Source organism: Streptomyces sp. ME02-8801-2C (assembly GCF_033793965.1).
Taxonomy (GTDB): domain Bacteria; phylum Actinomycetota; class Actinomycetes; order Streptomycetales; family Streptomycetaceae; genus Streptomyces.
Genome location: NZ_JARAXP010000006.1, coordinates 95,366 through 113,059 on the forward strand (window position 1 = coordinate 95,366; position 17,694 = coordinate 113,059).

At 69.1% G+C, this 17,694-nt stretch carries 20 protein-coding genes and 4 tRNA genes; 18 read left to right on the top strand and 6 right to left on the bottom strand.

From position 1 onward, the window contains the following. Positions 1-20: 20 nt before the first annotated feature. Positions 21-1,289, bottom strand: coding sequence for an APC family permease (locus tag PV396_RS20535; protein ID WP_319206561.1), 1,269 nt, complete (start codon positions 1,287-1,289; stop codon positions 21-23). A gap of 155 nt (positions 1,290-1,444) precedes the next feature. Here PV396_RS20535 and PV396_RS20540 point away from each other — a divergent pair, with 155 nt between their 5' ends. Then, a complete protein-coding gene (locus PV396_RS20540; protein ID WP_319206563.1) occupies positions 1,445-1,711 on the top strand; it encodes a GlsB/YeaQ/YmgE family stress response membrane protein in 267 nt (88 codons plus the stop codon). A 90-nt stretch (positions 1,712-1,801) separates the two neighbouring features. On the opposite strand, the gene PV396_RS20545 is transcribed toward PV396_RS20540, so the two are convergent. Beyond that, positions 1,802-2,290: a YajQ family cyclic di-GMP-binding protein gene (locus PV396_RS20545; protein ID WP_319206565.1), complete on the bottom strand. Its 489-nt coding sequence runs from the start codon at positions 2,288-2,290 to the stop codon at positions 1,802-1,804. Positions 2,291-2,525: 235 nt separating this feature from the next. Here PV396_RS20545 and PV396_RS20550 point away from each other — a divergent pair. Together PV396_RS20550 and PV396_RS20555 are read left to right on the top strand one after the other, a co-directional pair. After that, positions 2,526-2,607 (top strand) — tRNA-Tyr (locus PV396_RS20550). 96 nt (positions 2,608-2,703) lie between these two features. Further along, positions 2,704-2,946, top strand: a complete 243-nt coding sequence (locus PV396_RS20555; protein WP_319206567.1) for a hypothetical protein — start codon at positions 2,704-2,706, stop codon at positions 2,944-2,946. A gap of 26 nt (positions 2,947-2,972) precedes the next feature. Here the strand turns inward: PV396_RS20555 and PV396_RS20560 are convergent, their stop codons facing one another. Next, positions 2,973-3,629 (bottom strand): NAD(P)H-binding protein, encoded by a 657-nt coding sequence (locus PV396_RS20560; protein ID WP_319206569.1) that lies wholly within the window; start codon positions 3,627-3,629, stop codon positions 2,973-2,975. A gap of 89 nt (positions 3,630-3,718) precedes the next feature. After that, on the bottom strand, positions 3,719-4,966 hold the full coding sequence (locus PV396_RS20565) for an amidohydrolase family protein (protein WP_319206571.1): 1,248 nt from the start codon (positions 4,964-4,966) through the stop codon (positions 3,719-3,721). 344 nt (positions 4,967-5,310) lie between these two features. On the opposite strand from PV396_RS20565, the gene PV396_RS20570 reads away from it, so the two are divergent. The 8 genes from PV396_RS20570 (at position 5,311) to PV396_RS20605 (ending at position 10,150) form a co-directional block, all read left to right on the top strand. Continuing rightward, positions 5,311-5,383, top strand: a tRNA-Thr gene (locus PV396_RS20570). A gap of 46 nt (positions 5,384-5,429) precedes the next feature. Next, a tRNA-Met gene (locus PV396_RS20575) sits at positions 5,430-5,502 on the top strand. A gap of 88 nt (positions 5,503-5,590) precedes the next feature. Further along, positions 5,591-5,755, top strand: coding sequence for a 50S ribosomal protein L33 (gene rpmG / locus PV396_RS20580; protein ID WP_003948671.1), 165 nt, complete (start codon positions 5,591-5,593; stop codon positions 5,753-5,755). Between the two features lie 78 nt (positions 5,756-5,833). Next, the gene (locus tag PV396_RS20585) at positions 5,834-6,286 is read left to right on the top strand and encodes a MaoC family dehydratase N-terminal domain-containing protein (RefSeq protein ID WP_319206573.1); all 453 of its coding nucleotides are present in this window, start codon (positions 5,834-5,836) and stop codon (positions 6,284-6,286) included. Positions 6,287-6,289: 3 nt separating this feature from the next. Further along, on the top strand, positions 6,290-6,751 hold the full coding sequence (locus tag PV396_RS20590; protein ID WP_319206574.1) for a MaoC family dehydratase: 462 nt from the start codon (positions 6,290-6,292) through the stop codon (positions 6,749-6,751). Positions 6,752-6,875: 124 nt separating this feature from the next. Next, complete coding sequence (locus tag PV396_RS20595) at positions 6,876-7,436, top strand: TetR/AcrR family transcriptional regulator (RefSeq protein ID WP_319206575.1); 561 nt, start codon at positions 6,876-6,878, stop codon at positions 7,434-7,436. Positions 7,437-7,511: 75 nt separating this feature from the next. Beyond that, positions 7,512-8,978 carry a DHA2 family efflux MFS transporter permease subunit gene (locus tag PV396_RS20600; protein WP_319206576.1) on the top strand — a complete coding sequence of 489 codons (1,467 nt, stop codon included), beginning with the start codon at positions 7,512-7,514 and terminating at the stop codon, positions 8,976-8,978. Positions 8,979-9,094: 116 nt separating this feature from the next. After that, positions 9,095-10,150, top strand: coding sequence for a UDP-N-acetylmuramate dehydrogenase (locus PV396_RS20605; protein WP_319206577.1), 1,056 nt, complete (start codon positions 9,095-9,097; stop codon positions 10,148-10,150). A gap of 14 nt (positions 10,151-10,164) precedes the next feature. On the opposite strand, the gene PV396_RS20610 is transcribed toward PV396_RS20605, so the two are convergent. Next, entirely contained in the window at positions 10,165-11,196 is a 1,032-nt protein-coding gene (locus tag PV396_RS20610) for an adenosine deaminase (RefSeq protein WP_319206579.1), read from the bottom strand. Positions 11,197-11,331: 135 nt separating this feature from the next. Beyond that, on the bottom strand, positions 11,332-12,558 hold the full coding sequence (locus PV396_RS20615) for a pyridoxal phosphate-dependent aminotransferase (protein ID WP_319206581.1): 1,227 nt from the start codon (positions 12,556-12,558) through the stop codon (positions 11,332-11,334). 294 nt (positions 12,559-12,852) lie between these two features. Between PV396_RS20615 and PV396_RS20620 the strand changes: the two genes are divergently transcribed. The 7 genes from PV396_RS20620 (at position 12,853) to PV396_RS20650 (ending at position 17,616) form a co-directional block, all read left to right on the top strand. Next, positions 12,853-12,925: transfer RNA gene (locus PV396_RS20620), tRNA-Trp, on the top strand. Positions 12,926-13,034: 109 nt separating this feature from the next. Continuing rightward, the gene (gene secE / locus PV396_RS20625; protein WP_006383475.1) at positions 13,035-13,322 is read left to right on the top strand and encodes a preprotein translocase subunit SecE; all 288 of its coding nucleotides are present in this window, start codon (positions 13,035-13,037) and stop codon (positions 13,320-13,322) included. 77 nt (positions 13,323-13,399) lie between these two features. After that, positions 13,400-14,257, top strand: coding sequence for a transcription termination/antitermination protein NusG (gene nusG / locus PV396_RS20630; RefSeq protein WP_319206584.1), 858 nt, complete (start codon positions 13,400-13,402; stop codon positions 14,255-14,257). 167 nt (positions 14,258-14,424) lie between these two features. Then, entirely contained in the window at positions 14,425-14,859 is a 435-nt protein-coding gene (gene rplK / locus PV396_RS20635; RefSeq protein WP_319206586.1) for a 50S ribosomal protein L11, read from the top strand. 82 nt (positions 14,860-14,941) lie between these two features. Next, positions 14,942-15,667 (top strand): 50S ribosomal protein L1, encoded by a 726-nt coding sequence (gene rplA, locus PV396_RS20640; RefSeq protein WP_319206588.1) that lies wholly within the window; start codon positions 14,942-14,944, stop codon positions 15,665-15,667. A gap of 135 nt (positions 15,668-15,802) precedes the next feature. Beyond that, positions 15,803-16,702 (top strand): hypothetical protein, encoded by a 900-nt coding sequence (locus PV396_RS20645; RefSeq protein ID WP_319206590.1) that lies wholly within the window; start codon positions 15,803-15,805, stop codon positions 16,700-16,702. A 71-nt stretch (positions 16,703-16,773) separates the two neighbouring features. After that, a complete protein-coding gene (locus PV396_RS20650) occupies positions 16,774-17,616 on the top strand; it encodes a DUF1396 domain-containing protein (protein ID WP_416071446.1) in 843 nt (280 codons plus the stop codon). Positions 17,617-17,694 lie beyond the last annotated feature (78 nt).

Consider the following 17,694-nt stretch of genomic DNA (forward strand, 5'->3'; position numbering starts at 1 on the left):
CCGGTCCGTCAGCGCTGAGGTCAGGCCGACGACCGCGAAGCCGACCACCACCGTCGTACGCCGTACGCGACAGCCCCCAGCCCCAGCACGCCCGCGCCCACGACCACCGACACCCACGGAAGCGCGAACGCCAGCGTCACACAGCCGGCGAGCCCCACCGCCGGTACCACCCGGGACATCACAGCTGAACTCAGCGTCCAGGCGGAGGCGTTGGCCACCGCGTAGTACGCCAGAACCCCGAAGGAGGAGAAGCCGATAGCACCCCGGACATCCACTGTCGCGGCGAGCACCGCGACCACCGCGCCCACGGCCAGCTCGGCCCGGTGCGGCACCTGGAAGCGCGGATGCACGGCGGCCAGGGCGCCGGGCAGATGGCGGTCCCGTGCCATGGCCAGCGTCGTTCGTGAGACGCCCAGGATCAGGGCGAGCAGCGAGCCGAGCGCGGCCACGGCCGCACCGGCCCGGACAACCGGCACCAGCCCGGGCACGCCCGCAGCCCGGACGGCGTCGACCAGCGGGGCGGTCGCGTGCCCGAGTCCACCCGACCCCAGCACGGAGAGGACGGCCACGGCCACCGCCGCGTACACGCCCAGAGCGATGCCCAGGGCTGAGGGGATCGCGCGCGGAATGGTGCGCGCGGGATCCCGTACCTCTTCGCCGAGGGTCGCGATCCGGGCGTACCCGGCAAAGGCGAAGAACAGCAGCCCGGCCGCCTGAAGGACACCGCCGACACCGTCGGAGGCGCCGATCTCCAGCCGTCCGGCGTCAGCGGCGTCGGAACCCAGGGACACCACCACCACGGAAGCGAGGACAGCCAGGACCACTGCCACGATCGCCCGCGTCAGCCAGGCGGACTTCTGGACACCGCCGTAGTTCACCGCGGTCAGCGCGACCACGGCCACGACCGCCACCGCGTGCGCCTGCCCAGGCCAGAGGTACGTGCCCACGGTGAGCGCCATCGCCGCACAGGAGGCCGTTTTCCCGACGACGAACGACCAGCCCGCCAGGTAGCCCCAGAAGGCGCCGAGGCGCTCACGCCCGTACACGTAGGTGCCGCCGGATGCGGGATAGAGGGCGGCCAGCCGGGCGGACGACATGGCGTTGCAGTAGGCGACCACGGCCGCCACACCGAGCCCGAGCAGCAGCCCGGACCCGGCCACGCGTGCCGCGGGTCCCAGGGCTGCGAAGACGCCGGCGCCGACCATCGAACCGAGTCCGATGACCACGGCGTCCCCAACGCCAAGGGTGCGTCGCAGTTCAGCGGAGGAATCCACACCGGGCTGTGTCATGCGCCGCACCCTACTGACCGCTGCAACCGCCAAGTGCAGCGCCGACGTCGTACACGGCAACACAACGGGAACAACGCACCAACCAGAACGTACCGACGCCGCACGTCACAGTGCCGGGACAGTTCGAGCACAGCACAGAGGGGCAGGTTCAGGGCATGAGCATCATCGGCTGGATCATCCTGGGGCTGTTGGCCGGAGCCATCGCCAAGTTCCTGCTGCCGGGACGCGACCCGGGCGGTTTCATCGGCACGACGGTCATCGGCGTCGCGGGAGCGTTCATCGGCGGCTGGATCTCGGCGCGTTTCTTCGACTACCCCGTCAGCAAACAGTTCTACGACGGCACCACCTGGGCGGCGGCGATCGGCGGCTCGCTGGTGTTGCTGATCGCGTACCGCATTCTCTTCGGCAACTCGCGCGACTGAGCCCGCACCTGCTCCGCACCGACGGAAGGCCGTGGGGTGGGCACCGCAGGGTGCCCACCCTTCTCCGGCCACTCCTGAACCGCTCTTGGACTACCGGTAGTTCACGAACTGCAGTGCGAAATCGAAGTCCTTGCCCTTGAGGAGGGCGATGACGGCCTGAAGGTCGTCCCGGTTCTTCGAGCTGACGCGCAGCTCCTCACCCTGGACCTGAGCCTTCACGCCCTTCGGGCCCTCGTCCCGGATGATCTTCGCGACCTTCTTCGCGTTCTCCTGGGAGATGCCCTCCTCGATCGAGGCGAAGAGCTTGTACTCCTTGCCGGAGAGCTGGGGCTCACCGGCGTCCAGGGACTTCAGCGAGATGCCGCGCTTGATCAACTTGGTCTCGAACACATCGAGGACCGCCTTGACGCGTTCCTCGGAGTTCGCCTCCATGAGGATCTTCTCGCCGGACCACGAGATCGAGGCACCCACGCCCTTGAAGTCGTAGCGCTGGGAGATCTCCTTGGCGGCCTGGTTGAGGGCGTTGTCGACCTCCTGCCGCTCGACCTTCGAGACGATGTCGAAACTGGAGTCGGCCATGTCCTGTGGCTCCTTGTATCGGGTGCTTATCGGGGTCTGCGGGGTGCGTACCGGCATGCGTGGCGGCAGCAGCCGAGCCCGGCGTACGTCCGGGGCCGCATCCGCATAAGCCTAGCCACCCCCTTCCCTCCGAGCGCCGCTCAATCGGGTGGCGAAGCACCCCTGTGCATCAGGTATCGTTTACGTCGTTGCCAAGGAGCACCGCCGAAAGGCGGTTCGAAGGGCAGCAAACCCTGGCGGTGTGCCCGAGCGGCCAAAGGGAGCAGACTGTAAATCTGCCGGCTTCGCCTTCCGTGGTTCGAATCCACGCGCCGCCACATTGGGGAGACCCTCTTCATCTCTGCGAGTACGCAGAGATGAAGAGGGTCTTTTCGTTATGGGCGCATGCTGAGGCCATGAGGGAGAGTGACCCCATGTCATCGATCTCACGACCGTCGTTCGCGTCGTCGGCCCGTCGCCGGAGCTGTCCCGAGTGCCGGCGGGAGATCGCTGTCGTCGCCGGGAGGTTCGCGCGGCACGATCCGGCGGGGGCCCGGGGGAGTGGTGAGCTCGTCTCGTGTCCGGGGTCGCGGCGGCAGGCGGAAGTCGGGGCGGCCCAGCCGTCGTTGGACGGGTACGTCCAACCTGAATTCCCTGGCCAGCTGCCCCTCTTCTAGCTCCAGCCCGGGACGGCCGCTCGCCCTCAGTTGCCCGCCACCGACTTCACCGCCACCGGAATCGGTGTCGATCCGCCGATCAGCTCCAGCGTCAGGCCCGCCGTCGCCGGAGTGTCCAGCAGTTCCGTGATGACGGCGGCCACGTCGTCGCGGGGGACCGCGCCGCGCCCCGTCTCGGCCTCCAGGCGGACTCGGCCCGTGCCCGCGTCGTTCGTCAGGGCGCCGGGGCGCAGGATCGTCCAGTCGAGCGCGTCCAGGCCGCTGACGTACGCGTCCGCCTCGCCCTTCGCGCGCTGGTAGACGTCGAAGACGTCGTCGCCCCGGTGGGCCGGATCCGCGCCCATCGAGGATACGACCAGGTGCCTGCGTACCCCCGCCAGGACCGCCGCGTCCGCGAACAGCACCGCCGCGCCCCGGTCCACGGTGTCCTTGCGGTCCGTCCCGCTGCCCGGGCCCGCGCCCGCCGCGAAGACCGCCGCATCGGCGCCCCGCAGCAGCGCCGCGACCTCCTCGACCGAAGCCGACTCCAGGTCGCACACAACCGGTTCCGCGCCGACGGCCCGCAGATCGTCGCCCTGTTCGGGGCGGCGGATGATGCCCGCTGCCTCGTCACCGCGCGCGGCGAGCAGACGCTCCAGCCGCAGCGCGATCTGACCATGTCCTCCAGCGATGACAATGCGCATGCCTTCGACCGTACGCCCCGACGAACCCGTCCGCCGCACAGCCCGTCCGACGTCCGCCCACCCTGCCGAAGCCTCACACTCTCCTCACCTCACGACGGCTCCGTACGCCCCTGCCGCGGCAGGTCCAGCGCCGCCACCACGGGCGTGTTGCAGTACTCCCGTACCGCGCTGGTGCGCGCCACAACGCGCCCCCGGTGCACCACGATCCGGCTGTAGGCGAGGGACAGCGCGCCGGCCAGGCGGTCGCCGCGTACCGCCAGCAGTTCCGCCGGGAATCCCGCCTCCACGCGCACGTCCGGCAGACCGAGCGCCGCCCGCGCCGACGCGCTCACGGCGTCGTACGCCTCCTCAGGGCGCAGGCCGTGCCGGGAGGCGAGCAGATAAGCGGCCTCCAGGGGGTCCCCGCGGCCCACCGGGTTCGACACGTCGCGCAGCGCGCCGCTGCCCGCCGCCACCCGCACCCCGGCCGCCCGCAACAGCCGTACCGGAGCCGTGGCGCGGCGTTCCGCGCCCCCGCAGCCGCCCTGCGGGAGGCACACCACCGTCACGCCCGCCGCGGCGAGTTGGTCCGCGGCCCGCGAGGCCGCCTCGGCGGGCAGCCGGCCCAGGCCCCCGCAGGGGCCGATGGTCACACCGGGGCGCAGGCCGCCCGCCATCGCCGCGAGACGGGCCAGCCGGGCCGGATCGTCGCCGTCCGTGTGCAGGTCGACCGGGCAGCCGTGTTCCGAGGCGAGTTCCAGGACCGCCTCCACATAGCCCGTCGGATCGGGGTCGCGGTCGGGGCAGCCGCCCACCACCGACGCGCCCATCTTCACCGCGTCCCGCAACATCGCCAGACCGTCCGCCCCGGCGGCGCCGGTCAACACGCGCGGCATCGCCACCGTCGTCAGCTCTGTGAGGCCGCTCAGCGCCCGCCGCGCCAGCAGTACGGCGGCCAGGGCCCCCAACCCCGATACGTCGCCGATACGGACGTGTGAGCGCAACGCGGTCGCCCCATGGCCGAGTTGGAGCAGAGCGGCCTCCGTGGCCCGGCGCTGGACGTCTTGCGGGTCGTAGGAGACCGGGCCGTCGGCGTCGGCGGACAGGGACGTGTCGCCATGGGCGTGCGGTTCGGCGGGGGCCGGCAGGAGGAGGTAGCCGCTGAGGTCCACGCGCGTGGCGTACGCCCTGAGGCTCCCGACCGTGCCGACCGCCTCGATACGACCGCCACCCAGCCGTACGTCCACGGTCCGGCCGTCGGTGAGCCGCGCCCCGCACAGCAGGAGGGCGGCCGGGTCCCCGGAGGGGGCGGGGGACGAGGACGAGGAGTGGTGCGGCTGCGGTTGGCTGTCGGGCATCGCGCTCCTGTGCTCGGGGGCGGCTGCGCAAGCTGGGACACAAGATCACGCAGAGTGAGTCGAGCCTAGGGCGGGCGTCCGCCCCTGTTGCGGAGGAGCGAAATAGTCGTACCGGTGTGGTCCGGCGGACGGGAGAGATCCCTGGCGGGGGGTGTGGGAGGGGGTTGCGGGAGGGGGCTCAGGGGCTGTTGGGGGAGGGGTTTTCAGGGCAGCGATGAAGTGCCCCGAGGAGCGCGGATGGAGGGGGCGGCAGAGCCCGGAACGGGGGCCTGAACAGGGCGGGGCGGGTGCCGCGAAACGGATTTGGGTGAACGGCAGCCGAGCGTGTAATGTCTTCATCGCTCGCCCCAATAGCTCAGTCGGTAGAGCGTCTCCATGGTAAGGAGAAGGTCTGCGGTTCGATTCCGCATTGGGGCTCTGGTGTGAAAGGTCCCCGTCGCAAGACGGGGTCCGATCGCATCACAGCGGTGTAGCTCAGTCGGTAGAGCAAGCGGCTCATAATCGCTGTGTCACCGGTTCAAGTCCGGTCACCGCTACTGACAGTAGCCGATTGCGGGGTCGGTCCTTCGATCGGCTACTCTTTTATGCGTTCATCGTCCCATCCGTTCGTCAAGGAGCACTCCTGTGGCTGCCACCGACGTCCGCCCGAAGATCACGCTGGCCTGCGTGGAGTGCAAGGAGCGGAACTACATCACCAAGAAGAACCGGCGTAACAACCCGGACCGACTGGAGATGAAGAAGCACTGCCCGCGTTGCAATGCGCACACCGCGCACCGCGAAACGCGATAAATCAGGCTCGTACGTCGAGGCCGTCCCCTGTTGGTTGGGGGGCGGCCTCGCGTCGTTACATCAGGAGGTGCCGAGTCCATGGCGCTCGACCAGTCCTTCGTGGGGCGGTCCTATCCGCCCACCGAGCCCTATGAGGTCGGCCGGGAGAAGATCCGCGAGTTCGCCGAGGCCGTGGGAGACAGCAATCCCGCGTACACGGATCCCGAGGCCGCCAAGGCCCTCGGTCACGCCGACGTGATCGCCCCGCCGACCTTTGTGTTCGCGATCACATTCAAGGCGGCGGGAGACGTCGTGGCGGACCCGCGGCTCGGCCTGGACTACAGCCGGGTGGTGCACGGCGACCAGAAGTTCGCGTACGTCCGTCCCGTCCGCGCGGGCGACCGGCTCACCGTCACCTCGACCATCGAGACCATCAAGTCCATGGCGGGCAACGAGATCATCGACATCCGCGGCGAGGTCCACGACGAGTCGGGCGAGCATGTCGTGACCGCCTGGACCAAGCTCGTCGCCCGCGCGGCCGAGAAGGGCTGACCCATGACGGCCAATTCCGCGCACGGCTTCGCGCACGACTCCGCGAGGGTCTCCTACGCCGACGTAGAGGTCGGCACCGAGCTGCCCGCCCAGGCGTTTCCCGTGACCCGCGCCACCCTCGTCCAGTACGCGGGCGCCTCCGGGGACTTCAACCCCATTCACTGGAACGAGAAGTTCGCGGTCGAGGTCGGTCTGCCCGACGTCATCGCGCACGGCATGTTCACGATGGCCGAGGCGATCCGCGTCGTCACCGACTGGGTCGGCGACCCGGGAGCGGTCGTCGAGTACGGCGTCCGCTTCACCAAGCCGGTCGTCGTCCCCAACGACGACCAGGGCGCCACCATCGAGGTCAGCGCCAAGGTCGGCGCCAAGCTCGACGACAACAAGGTCCGCGTCGACCTCGTCGCCATGTGCGCCGGCCAGAAGGTGCTGGGCATGTCGCGGGCCGTCGTACGGCTGGGCTGAGCACGGCAGTTCGGGGATTCCCGGCTTCGGTAAGGGGCGTTCGCCATGGGTGGGCGCCCCTTACTCATTCGTTTCGCTGCAGCACCCCTTGACGTAGTTAGTGATTGAGTACTAACTTACTCGCATGGTCAGGATGAGCGCGGAAGAGCGGCGTGAGAGCGTCGTTCGCGCGGCGATCGCCGAGTTCGCCCAGAAGGGCTTCTACGGCACTTCCACCGAGGTGATCGCCAAGCGGGTAGGTGTCTCGCAGCCGTACCTCTTTCGGCTCTTCCCGGACAAGAAGGCCATCTTCGCCGCCGCCTCGCGGCAGTGTCTGAACGATGTGTGCCGGGTGTTCGCGGAGGCCGCCGAAGGGCTGGAGGGCGAAGAGGCCCTGCACTCCATGGCCAACGCGTACACGCGGATGATCACCGAACACCCCGAGCGACTGCAGATGCAGATGCAGGTACACATCACCGTCGCCGCTGCCGAGGCCGAGGGTGACCACGAGTTCGGCGAGGCCGTGCGGGACGGCTGGATGAAGCTCTGGGACATCGTCCAGGTGCCCCTCGGGGACGAGACGACGACGTTCATGGCGTACGGAATGCTCGTCAACACTCTCGCGGCCATGGGGTTTCCGCCTGGACACCGGGTCTGGCGGGACATGTATCCCTCGGCGCGGATCAAGGGTCAGGTCGAAAGCTGAACGGCGTGCGCACGGGTGCAGCGTGTTTTTTTGCCCGTCGAAGTTAGTGATCAATAACTATTCACAGGGGGAACTATGTCACCACAGGAGAGCAAGCAACGCGAACAGAGCAGGACCGACGCACCACGCGGCGGGGTCGTCTGGGCCCTCGTCATCACCTCCGTCGCCGGGTTCATGGCGGCCCTCGACAACCTCGTCGTCACCACCGCACTGCCCTCCATCCGCAGGGACCTCGGGGGAGCGCTGGACGACCTGGAATGGACCGTGAGCGCCTACACGCTCACCTTCGCCGTGCTGCTGATGTTCGGCGCGGCCCTCGGCGACCGCTTCGGCCGGCGCCGGCTCTTCCTCGCCGGGATCACCGTCTTCACCGGCGCCTCCGCCGCCGCGGCCATGGCACCCGGCATCGACTCGCTGATCGCCGCCCGCGCGGTCCAGGGCGTCGGCGCGGCCATCATGATGCCGTTGACGCTGACCCTGCTCACCGCGGCCGTTCCGGCCGCCAAACGCGGGATGGCGTTCGGCATCTGGGGTGCCGTCAACGGGCTCGCGGTGGCCTCCGGGCCCCTCATCGGAGGCAGCCTCACCGAGCACATCTCCTGGCACTGGATCTTCTGGCTGAACGTTCCGCTGGGCCTTGCCCTGCTGCCGCTCGCCCGGCTGCGCCTCGCCGAGTCGCACGGCACCGGTGCCCCGCTCGACGTCGTCGGCACCCTGCTCGCCAGCGGCGGCCTCTTCGGCATCGTCTACGGCCTGGTACGCGGCCCGGCCGACGGCTGGACCAGCTCCTACGTCCTGACCGGACTGGTCGCCGGCGGCGCGCTCCTGGTCGCCTTCGTCGTCCACGGCGTCCGCGCGAAGAACCCGATGCTGCCCATGCGGCTCTTCCGCTCTCGCGCCTTCGCCGGGATCAACGCGGCCTCCCTGCTGATGTTCCTCGGCATGTTCGGGTCGATCTTCCTGCTCAGCCAGTACATGCAGGGCGTGCTCGGCTACTCGCCCACCGAGGCGGGCCTGCGGATGCTGCCCTGGACCGGTATGCCGATGCTCGTGGCCCCGATCGCCGGGATCCTCTCCGACCGGATCGGCGGCCGACCGGTCGTCGCCACCGGTCTGTTCCTCCAAGCCGTCGGCCTCGGATACATGGCCTCGGTGGTCACAGCGGACGCCTCCTACGCCGTCCAGCTGCCCGGCCTGATCATCAGTGGTATCGGCATGGCCCTGTTCTTCGCCCCGGCCGCCAACCTGGTGATGTCCAGCGTCCGACCGAGCGAGCAGGGCATCGCCTCCGGCGCCAACAACGCCCTGCGGGAGGTGGGCGGCGCCCTCGGAATCGCCGTCATGGGATCGATCTTCGCGGCCCAGGGCGGCTACGAGACCGGCCAGACCTTCGTCGACGGTCTCCGGCCCGCCCTGGTGGTCGGCTCCGCGGTGGTCGCCCTCGCCGGCGTCGCGGCCCTGCTCATCCCGGCCGCCCGCCGCGCCGCGCCGGCGACGGAGTCCGCCGAGCCGGCTCCGGTGCTGGAGACGGCCGCCCACTGAACGAACGCAGGACCGCGGCACGCGCGCGTACGGCCCCGAGGCTCGCCGGCGGGGCCGTACGCGCGCGTGAGTGCTTGTCGGCCGGGGCTGTCAGTGCGGTCTCGTAGTCTTGGCGGGTGCAGGAAATCCACGACGCGCCCCTCGCCCCGCTGACCACCTTCCGGCTCGGCGGTCCCGCGGACCGGCTGATCACGGCGACGACCGACGCCGAGGTGATCGCCGCCGTCCGCGAGGCCGACGACTCCGGGACCCCGTTGTTGGTCATCGGCGGCGGCTCGAACCTGGTCATCGGCGACAAGGGCTTCGCGGGGACGGCTCTGCGGATCGCCACGACCGGGGTCGACCTCGACGGCACGCGCCTGGAACTGGCCGCAGGTGAGGTGTGGACCGACGCCGTCGCACGCACCGTCGAGGCCGGCCTCGCCGGGATCGAGTGCCTCGCCGGGATCCCCGGTTCCGCGGGTGCGACGCCCATCCAGAACGTGGGTGCGTACGGGCAGGAGGTGTCCTCGACGATCACCGAGGTCGTCGCCTACGACCGGGTCACCCGCGAGACCGTCACCCTCTCGGGCCCCGACTGCGACTTCTCGTACCGCCACAGCCGCTTCAAGGCCGACCCCGAGCGCCATGTCGTCTTGCGCGTCCGCCTCGCCCTGGAGGACGCGGACGGGCTGTCGGCGCCCCTGAGGTACGCCGAGACGGCCCGCGCCCTGGGCGTCGAGCCCGGCGAGCGGGTGCCGCTGGACGCGGCCCGCGACACGGTCCTCAAGCTGCGCGCGGGCAAGGGCATGGTGCTCGACCCCGAGGACCACGACACCTGGTCCGCCGGGTCCTTCTTCACCAACCCGATCCTCGCCGACACCGAGTTCGCCGCGTTCCACGCGCGCGTGGCGGAGCGGCTCGGCCCCGACGCGGTACCGCCCGCCTACCCGGCCGGGGAGGGCCGCACCAAGACCTCGGCGGCCTGGCTGATCGACAAGGCCGGCTTCACCAAGGGATACGGCACCGGGCCCGCCCGTATCTCCACCAAGCACACCCTGGCCCTCACCAACCGCGGCCGGGCCACCACGGAGGACCTGCTCGCCCTCGCCCGCGAGGTCGTCGCCGGTGTCCAGGACGCCTTCGGGGTCACCCTCGTCAACGAACCGGTGACGGTCGGCGTCAGCCTCTAGGGGCTCCGAGGGGGCTACGAGACCAGCCAGTCGTCGATCCCCGACAGCAGCTTCGCCCGTACGTCCTCCGGCGCCGCCGAACCCCGTACCGACTGGCGGGCCAGTTCGGCCAGTTCCGCGTCCGTGAAGGCGTGGTACTGGCGGGCGATCTCGTACTGGGCGGCCAGCCGGGAACCGAAGAGGAGCGGGTCGTCGGCGCCCAGCGCCAGCGGGACGCCCGCTTCGAAGAGCTTGCGCAACGGCACGTCCTCGGGCTTCTCGTACACCCCCAGGGCGACGTTCGACGCCGGGCACACCTCGCACGTGATCTGCCGGTCCGCGAGGCGCTTCAGCAGACGCGGGTCCTCCGCGGCCCGCACACCATGGCCGATCCGGGACGCGTGCAGATCGTCCAGGCAGTCGCGGACCGACGACGGGCCCGTCAGCTCGCCGCCGTGCGGGGCCGACAGCAGACCGCCCTCACGCGCGATGGCGAACGCCCGGTCGAAGTCCCGGGCCATGCCCCGCCGCTCGTCGTTCGAGAGCCCGAAGCCCACGACACCCCGGTCCGCGTACCGCACGGCGAGGCGGGCCAGCGTGCGCGCGTCCAGGGGGTGCTTCATCCGGTTTGCGGCCACCAGGACCCGCATCCCGATCCCCGTCTCCCGCCCCGCCGTCTCCACCGCGTCCAGGATGATCTCCAGCGCCGGGATGAGACCGCCCAGACGAGGGGCGTACGACGTCGGGTCGACCTGGATCTCCAGCCAGCCCGAACCGTCCCGCGCGTCCTCCTCGGCCGCCTCGCGCACCAGCCGCTGGATGTCCTCGGGCTCGCGCAGACAGGACCGGGCCGCGTCGTACAGGCGCTGGAAGCGGAACCAGCCCCGCTCGTCGGTCGCCCGTAGCCTCGGCGGCTCGCCGCTGACGAGGGCCTCGGTCAGCGCCTCGGGCAGCCGCACACCGTACTTGTCGGCCAGTTCCAGCAGGGTCGCCGACCGCATGGACCCGGTGAAGTGCAGGTGCAGATGGGCTTTCGGCAGTTCAGAGACATCACGTACGTGCTCCATTCTCGGATCCTGCCGTACGTCCGGCTCGTATCGGTAGCGCTTTCCCTGAACGTGGTCTTGCTCGCACTGAGAGACGAGAGAAGGCCGCTTCCGAGAGGAAGCGGCCTTCTCGCATCACGAGGTGCGGAACGGGATTCAGTCCGTCGCCTCGGCCAGCAGCTTCTGTACGCGGCTGATGCCCTCGACGAGGTCCTCGTCACCCAGCGCGTACGACAGACGCAGGTAGCCGGGTGTGCCGAACGCCTCACCGGGTACGACGGCCACCTCGACCTCGTCCAGGATCAGCGCTGCCAGCTCCACCGAGTCCTGCGGGCGCTTGCCGCGGATCTCCTTGCCCAGGAGGGCCTTCACCGACGGGTAGACGTAGAAGGCGCCCTCGGGCTCCGGGCAGACCACGCCGTCGATCTCGTTGAGCATGCGCACGATGGTGTGGCGGCGGCGGTCGAAGGCCACGCGCATCTCCGCGACGGCGTCCAGGTTCCCGGAGACGGCGGCGAGGGCGGCGATCTGGGCCACGTTCGACACGTTGGACGTGGCGTGCGACTGCAGGTTCGTCGCGGCCTTGACGACGTCCTTCGGGCCGATGATCCAGCCGACCCGCCAGCCCGTCATGGCATACGTCTTGGCGACGCCGTTGACCACGATGCACTTGTCGCGCAGCTCGGGGAGGATCGCGGGGAGCGAGGTGAACGTCGCGTCGCCGTAGACGAGGTGCTCGTAGATCTCGTCCGTCAGCACCCACAGACCGTGCTCCACGGCCCAGCGGCCGATCGCCTCGGTGTCCTCGGCGCTGTAGACCGCGCCGGTCGGGTTGGAGGGCGAGACGAACAGGACGACCTTCGTCCGCTCGGTGCGGGCCGCCTCCAGCTGCTCCACGCTGACCCGGTAGCCGGTGGTCTCGTCCGCGACGACCTCGACCGGGACACCGCCCGCGAGACGGATCGACTCCGGGTACGTCGTCCAGTACGGGGCCGGGACGATGACCTCGTCGCCCGGGTCGAGGATCGCGGCGAACGCCTCGTAGATGGCCTGCTTGCCGCCGTTGGTCACCAGGACCTGGGAGGCGTCCACCTCGTAGTTCGAGTCGCGGAGCGTCTTGGCGACGATCGCGGCCTTCAGCTCGGGCAGACCGCCGGCCGGCGTGTAGCGGTGGTACTTAGGGTTCGAGCAGGCCTCGATGGCGGCCTGGACGATGTAGTCCGGGGTCGGGAAGTCCGGCTCGCCGGCGCCGAAGCCGATCACCGGGCGCCCGGCGGCCTTCAGGGCCTTGGCCTTGGCGTCCACGGCGAGGGTGGCGGACTCGGAGATCGCGCCGACTCGGGCGGAGACCCGGCGCTCGGTGGGAGGGGTTGCAGCGCTCATAGTGCCCATCGTTTCAGACCGGAAACCTCCCCGGCACACGGGTTTCACCTATTGGTCAGCCCGGACGTCGGCGGCCCGTCCGACGTGCGCGTGGCCGGGCGGATGGCTGAACAAGCGTCCGGATCCGGGGCCTGGACTGGGCGATCTTCCGCTCGCGACCGCCCAGCGGGCGCTTTCTGTTCGACGACCGGCTCCGAAGCACGTACACTCTCACCTCGTTGGCCTTCAGCGGTCCGCGCTTGTCCGGTGCACACCGAGCATCCGGATGAGTACGGTACGTTGGAGTAACCACAAAGGGTCGTAGCTCAATTGGTAGAGCACTGGTCTCCAAAACCAGCGGTTGGGGGTTCAAGTCCCTCCGGCCCTGCTACACACGCCTGTCACCAGGCTGTGTGCGGATGTACGTACTGCAATGCATCGCCGTGCGGCTCAGACCGGGCGCGGCACGGCCACGACCCGGGAACAGGTGAGGACGAATGGCGGACGCCGTGGGCTCCATCGATATGCCTGATGCCCAGGATGAGGCGCCCGAGTCGGACAAGAAGACTCGTAAGGGCGGTAAGCGCGCCAAGAAGGGCCCGCTGAAGCGTCTCGCGGTTTTCTACCGTCAGATCGTCGCGGAGCTCCGCAAGGTCGTCTGGCCGACGCGTAACCAGCTGACGACGTACACGACCGTGGTGATCGTCTTTGTGATCGTCATGATCGGCCTGGTGACTGTGATTGACTTTGGACTCAACAAAGCCGCCAAGTACGTCTTCGGCTGAGCCAAGAGCGAAGGGCGCCGGGTGCGGCGCCCCTTTCGCATGTTCCACCCACATGTATCCAGGAAGAAGCAGCCACCGTGTCTGACCCGAACCTGAACGACGCCATCGTGCCGGACGAGTCCGTGGATGACGAGCTCGACATCGTCGAGGGCGTTGACGAGGTCGAGGACGAGGTCGACGCTGCGGACGCCGCCGTGGGGGAGCCTGCCGAGGAAGACGCCGTCCACATCGAGGACGACGAGGACGAGGACGAGGACGAGACCGACGAGTCCGAGGACGACGCCGCGGCTGAGGAAGCCGAAGAAGAGGCCGAGCCCGTCGACCCCGTCGAGGCCCTCCGCGAGGAACTGCGCACGCTTCCCGGCGAGTGGTACGTCATCCACACGTACGCCGGTTACGAGAACCGTGTGAAGACCAACCTCGAACAGCGTGCCGTTTCGCTCAACGTCGAGGACTTCATCTTCCAGGCCGAGGTGCCGCAGGAAGAGGTCGCCCAGATCAAGAACGGCGAGCGCAAGACGGTCCGCCAGAACAAGCTTCCCGGTTACGTTCTCGTCCGCATGGACCTGACGAACGAGTCCTGGGGCGTCGTCCGCAACACCCCCGGCGTCACCGGCTTCGTGGGCAACGCGTACGACCCGTACCCGCTGACCCTGGACGAGATCGTCAAGATGCTCGCGCCGGAGGCCGAGGAGAAGGCCGCCCGTGAGGCCGCCGAGGCCGAGGGCAGGCCGGCTCCGGCCCGCAAGCTCGAGGTCCAGGTGCTGGACTTCGAGGTCGGCGACTCGGTCACCGTCACCGACGGTCCCTTCGCGACGCTGCAGGCCACCATCAACGAGATCAACGCCGACTCGAAGAAGGTCAAGGGCCTCGTCGAGATCTTCGGCCGCGAGACCCCGGTCGAGCTTTCGTTCGACCAGATCCAGAAGAACTAGCACTTCTGGAACAGATGCCTCCGACCAGGTCAGACAGGCTCTCGCAGCCAGTCTGACCTGCTCGGTTTTTGGCCGCGCAAGGATACCCGTTATCGTTGTGCGGTATGCCTCCATCCGGATGATCCGGAAAGGGGGCTGGAAACTCTCACTAGGACCCGGAGAGAGCAATGCCTCCCAAGAAGAAGAAGGTCACGGGGCTTATCAAGCTCCAGATCAACGCCGGTGCGGCCAACCCGGCCCCGCCGGTCGGCCCCGCGCTCGGTCAGCACGGCGTCAACATCATGGAGTTCTGCAAGGCGTACAACGCCGCGACCGAGTCGCAGCGTGGCTGGGTGATCCCGGTGGAGATCACGGTCTACGAGGACCGTTCCTTCACCTTCATCACCAAGACGCCGCCGGCCGCGAAGATGATCCTCAAGGCCGCGGGTGTCGAGAAGGGCTCTGGCGTACCGCACAAGACCAAGGTCGCCAAGATCACCGAGGCGCAGGTCCGCGAGATCGCCACGACCAAGCTTCCCGACCTGAACGCCAACGACCTGGACGCCGCCGCGAAGATCATCGCCGGCACCGCCCGTTCGATGGGCATCACGGTCGAGGGCTGAGCCCCAGCTTTGTCAGTCTTGTAGTACGTGGCAGGGCCTGCTCGGCCCGTACCACGACTCCTCAGAACACACAGGAGCAGTAGTGAGCAAGCGCAGCAAGTCTCTCCGCGCTGCGGACGCCAAGGTCGACCGGGACAAGCTCTACGCCCCGCTCGAGGCCGTCCGTCTCGCCAAGGAGACCTCCACGAGCAAGTTCGACGGCACCGTCGAGGTCGCCTTCCGCCTGGGTGTCGACCCGCGCAAGGCCGACCAGATGGTCCGTGGCACCGTGAACCTCCCGCACGGCACCGGTAAGACCGCCCGGGTCCTGGTCTTCGCGACCGGTGACCGTGCCGAGGCCGCGACCGCCGCGGGCGCCGACATCGTCGGCTCCGACGAACTGATCGACGAGGTGGCGAAGGGCCGTCTGGACTTCGACGCCGTCGTCGCCACCCCGGACCTCATGGGCAAGGTCGGCCGCCTCGGCCGTGTCCTCGGCCCGCGTGGTCTGATGCCGAACCCGAAGACGGGCACCGTGACCCCGGACGTGGCCAAGGCCGTGACCGAGATCAAGGGCGGCAAGATCGAGTTCCGCGTCGACAAGCACTCGAACCTGCACTTCATCATCGGCAAGACGTCCTTCGAGGACGCCAAGCTGGTGGAGAACTACGGCGCCGCGCTGGAGGAGATCCTCCGTCTGAAGCCGTCCGCCGCCAAGGGTCGCTACATCAAGAAGGCCGCCGTCAGCACGACGATCGGCCCCGGCATCCCGGTCGACCCCAACCGCACCCGCAACCTCCTCGTCGAGGAGGACCCGGCCGCCGTCTGAGCCTCCCGCTCACCCCGGTAGCCGCGCGTTCGCGTTCTACGACGGGCCCCGCAACCTTTCGAGGTGCGGGGCCCGTTGTCGTACCGAGGGGTTAGCGTGAAGATCACGGGGTGAACGAGGGGGGTTGGGGACCGGATGAGGGACAGCGGCGTACGGGGTGTACGGGGCCTGCGGCGAGGGGTCCGGCCGGTCGCGGTGACCGCCGCGCTCGTGGTGATGTCGGCGTGCAGCTTCTCCGGTGGAGCCGACGACGAGGGCGCCGAGCCGACCCGGGGCGCGGATCGCATCGACGCCCGTACGGCCGCCGCGCTGCGCGCTGTGGAGAAGGCCACCGACGAGGCCGGTTCCGCGCGGGTCAGCTCATCGTCCGTCATGGGGGACCTGCTCTCCCTGCGGACGGCCGGCGTCCTCGGCTGGGCCGGCGAGCCGGTCGGCAAACTCAGCATCACGTACACCGGCGGTGAGCTGGCTCAGTCCATGCGGGCGCTCAACAGCTCCTCCATGGAGGCCAGGCTGCTGCCCGACGCCTACTACGCCAAGGTCGGTGACAAGTTCGCCGCCCAGATGCACGGCAAGCACTGGATCAGGTACGACTACGACGACCTGGCGGACCTGCCGGGCGGATCGGGGACGTATCTCAAGGACCAGCTGCACAACACCGCCCCCGTCCAGCCGGTCAAGCTGCTGCTGGCCTCCGGTGACGTCCGCAGGGCCGGGACGGAGACGGTGCGCGGGGAACGTACGACGCACTACTCGGGCACGGTGGCGGTAGCGGCTCTCGCCGACTCCGCGCTCAAGGAGCAGCTCGTCCAGGCCGGTGTCACCACCGAGACCGTCGACATCTGGGTCAATGACCGGAATCTGCTGGTCAAGAAGGTCGAGCGGGGCGAACTGACGAGCGGGCCGATGTCGTCGACGGCGTACTACAGCACGTACGGCGTGAAGGCGGCGGTGACCGCGCCGGAGGGCGGGGACACGGCCGATTTCAAGGAGCTGCTGGGGAATTCGGGAGCCTCGTCGGTCCCGCCGGGTTAGGCTCACGGTCGTTTCTGTGAATCGACCGTGTGTTCACAGTGTTCTTTGTTCATCGTTCCTTGGGGGGAATCATGGGTGCTTCTTCTGTGCGTGCAGGACGTGTAGGCCTCGCTGTGCTGCTTCTCGGTACGGGCGCTGTCGCCTGTTCCAAGGGCGCCTCGGAGGAGTCGCCGAAGATGACGCCGGCGGCGGCCGTCGCCACGGCGGCCAAGAACGTGGAGTCCATCACCTCCTTCAGCTACCGGATGACCGGCAAGATGCCCGAGGAGGGCCGCGTCAAGGCCGAGGCCAAGATGCGTCTCAAGCCCGACCTGGCGATGAGCATGAAGATCACGGCTCTCGACAAGGGCGCCGACGGCACCGCCGAGATCCGTCTCGTCGACAAGGCGATGTTCATAGGCGGCGGCGCGGCTGCGGCCAAGGAGATGGACGGCAAGAGCTGGATCAAGTTCGACATGGCCGCACTCGGCGCGGCCGGCGCGGGCGGTTCGCTCGGGGCCGCCGGGCAGGCCGACAAGAACCCCGCCCAGGAGTCCACCTTCCTCACGGGTTCCAAGGACGTGAAGGAGGTCGGCACCGAGACCGTGGACGGGGTGAAGACCACGCACTACCAGGGCACGGTCACCCTCGACCAGTTCCGCGAGCACCTCAAGTCCCAGAGCAAGGTGACCCGCGAGCAGCGCGAGAAGAGCCTCGAGCAGTACGAGAAGCTCGGCATCGACAAGTTCACGATGGACATGTGGATCGGCAAGGACCAGCGGCCCAAGCAGTTCCGGATGCGTGGCGCCGCCGACAAGGGGCCCCTCGACATGATGGTCACCTTCGACGGCTTCAACGTGCCGGTGAACATCGCCGCGCCGCCCGCCAAGGACGTCGCGGACCTCGCCGAGATGATGAAGGGTGCGCAGGGCTGAGGGTCTTTTGGCCTGTGTTCGCTGCGGGGCGGTGGGGGCTGGTCGCGCAGTTCCCCGCGCCCCTAGGCGCGCCCCTTG

What these genes read in the sequence shown, in the direction of transcription:
- PV396_RS20535 (WP_319206561.1), bottom strand. Translation starts at nt 1,289, where the DNA reads ATGACACAGCCCGGTGTGGATTCCTCCGCTGAACTGCGACGCACCCTT.
- PV396_RS20540 (WP_319206563.1), top strand. Translation starts at nt 1,445, where the DNA reads ATGAGCATCATCGGCTGGATCATCCTGGGGCTGTTGGCCGGAGCCATC.
- PV396_RS20545 (WP_319206565.1), bottom strand. Translation starts at nt 2,290, where the DNA reads ATGGCCGACTCCAGTTTCGACATCGTCTCGAAGGTCGAGCGGCAGGAG.
- PV396_RS20555 (WP_319206567.1), top strand. Translation starts at nt 2,704, where the DNA reads ATGTCATCGATCTCACGACCGTCGTTCGCGTCGTCGGCCCGTCGCCGG.
- PV396_RS20560 (WP_319206569.1), bottom strand. Translation starts at nt 3,629, where the DNA reads ATGCGCATTGTCATCGCTGGAGGACATGGTCAGATCGCGCTGCGGCTG.
- PV396_RS20565 (WP_319206571.1), bottom strand. Translation starts at nt 4,966, where the DNA reads ATGCCCGACAGCCAACCGCAGCCGCACCACTCCTCGTCCTCGTCCCCC.
- PV396_RS20585 (WP_319206573.1), top strand. Translation starts at nt 5,834, where the DNA reads ATGGCGCTCGACCAGTCCTTCGTGGGGCGGTCCTATCCGCCCACCGAG.
- PV396_RS20590 (WP_319206574.1), top strand. Translation starts at nt 6,290, where the DNA reads ATGACGGCCAATTCCGCGCACGGCTTCGCGCACGACTCCGCGAGGGTC.
- PV396_RS20595 (WP_319206575.1), top strand. Translation starts at nt 6,876, where the DNA reads ATGGTCAGGATGAGCGCGGAAGAGCGGCGTGAGAGCGTCGTTCGCGCG.
- PV396_RS20600 (WP_319206576.1), top strand. Translation starts at nt 7,512, where the DNA reads ATGTCACCACAGGAGAGCAAGCAACGCGAACAGAGCAGGACCGACGCA.
- PV396_RS20610 (WP_319206579.1), bottom strand. Translation starts at nt 11,196, where the DNA reads ATGGAGCACGTACGTGATGTCTCTGAACTGCCGAAAGCCCATCTGCAC.
- PV396_RS20615 (WP_319206581.1), bottom strand. Translation starts at nt 12,558, where the DNA reads ATGAGCGCTGCAACCCCTCCCACCGAGCGCCGGGTCTCCGCCCGAGTC.
- secE (WP_006383475.1), top strand. Translation starts at nt 13,035, where the DNA reads ATGGCGGACGCCGTGGGCTCCATCGATATGCCTGATGCCCAGGATGAG.
- rplK (WP_319206586.1), top strand. Translation starts at nt 14,425, where the DNA reads ATGCCTCCCAAGAAGAAGAAGGTCACGGGGCTTATCAAGCTCCAGATC.
- PV396_RS20645 (WP_319206590.1), top strand. Translation starts at nt 15,803, where the DNA reads ATGAGGGACAGCGGCGTACGGGGTGTACGGGGCCTGCGGCGAGGGGTC.
- PV396_RS20650 (WP_416071446.1), top strand. Translation starts at nt 16,774, where the DNA reads ATGGGTGCTTCTTCTGTGCGTGCAGGACGTGTAGGCCTCGCTGTGCTG.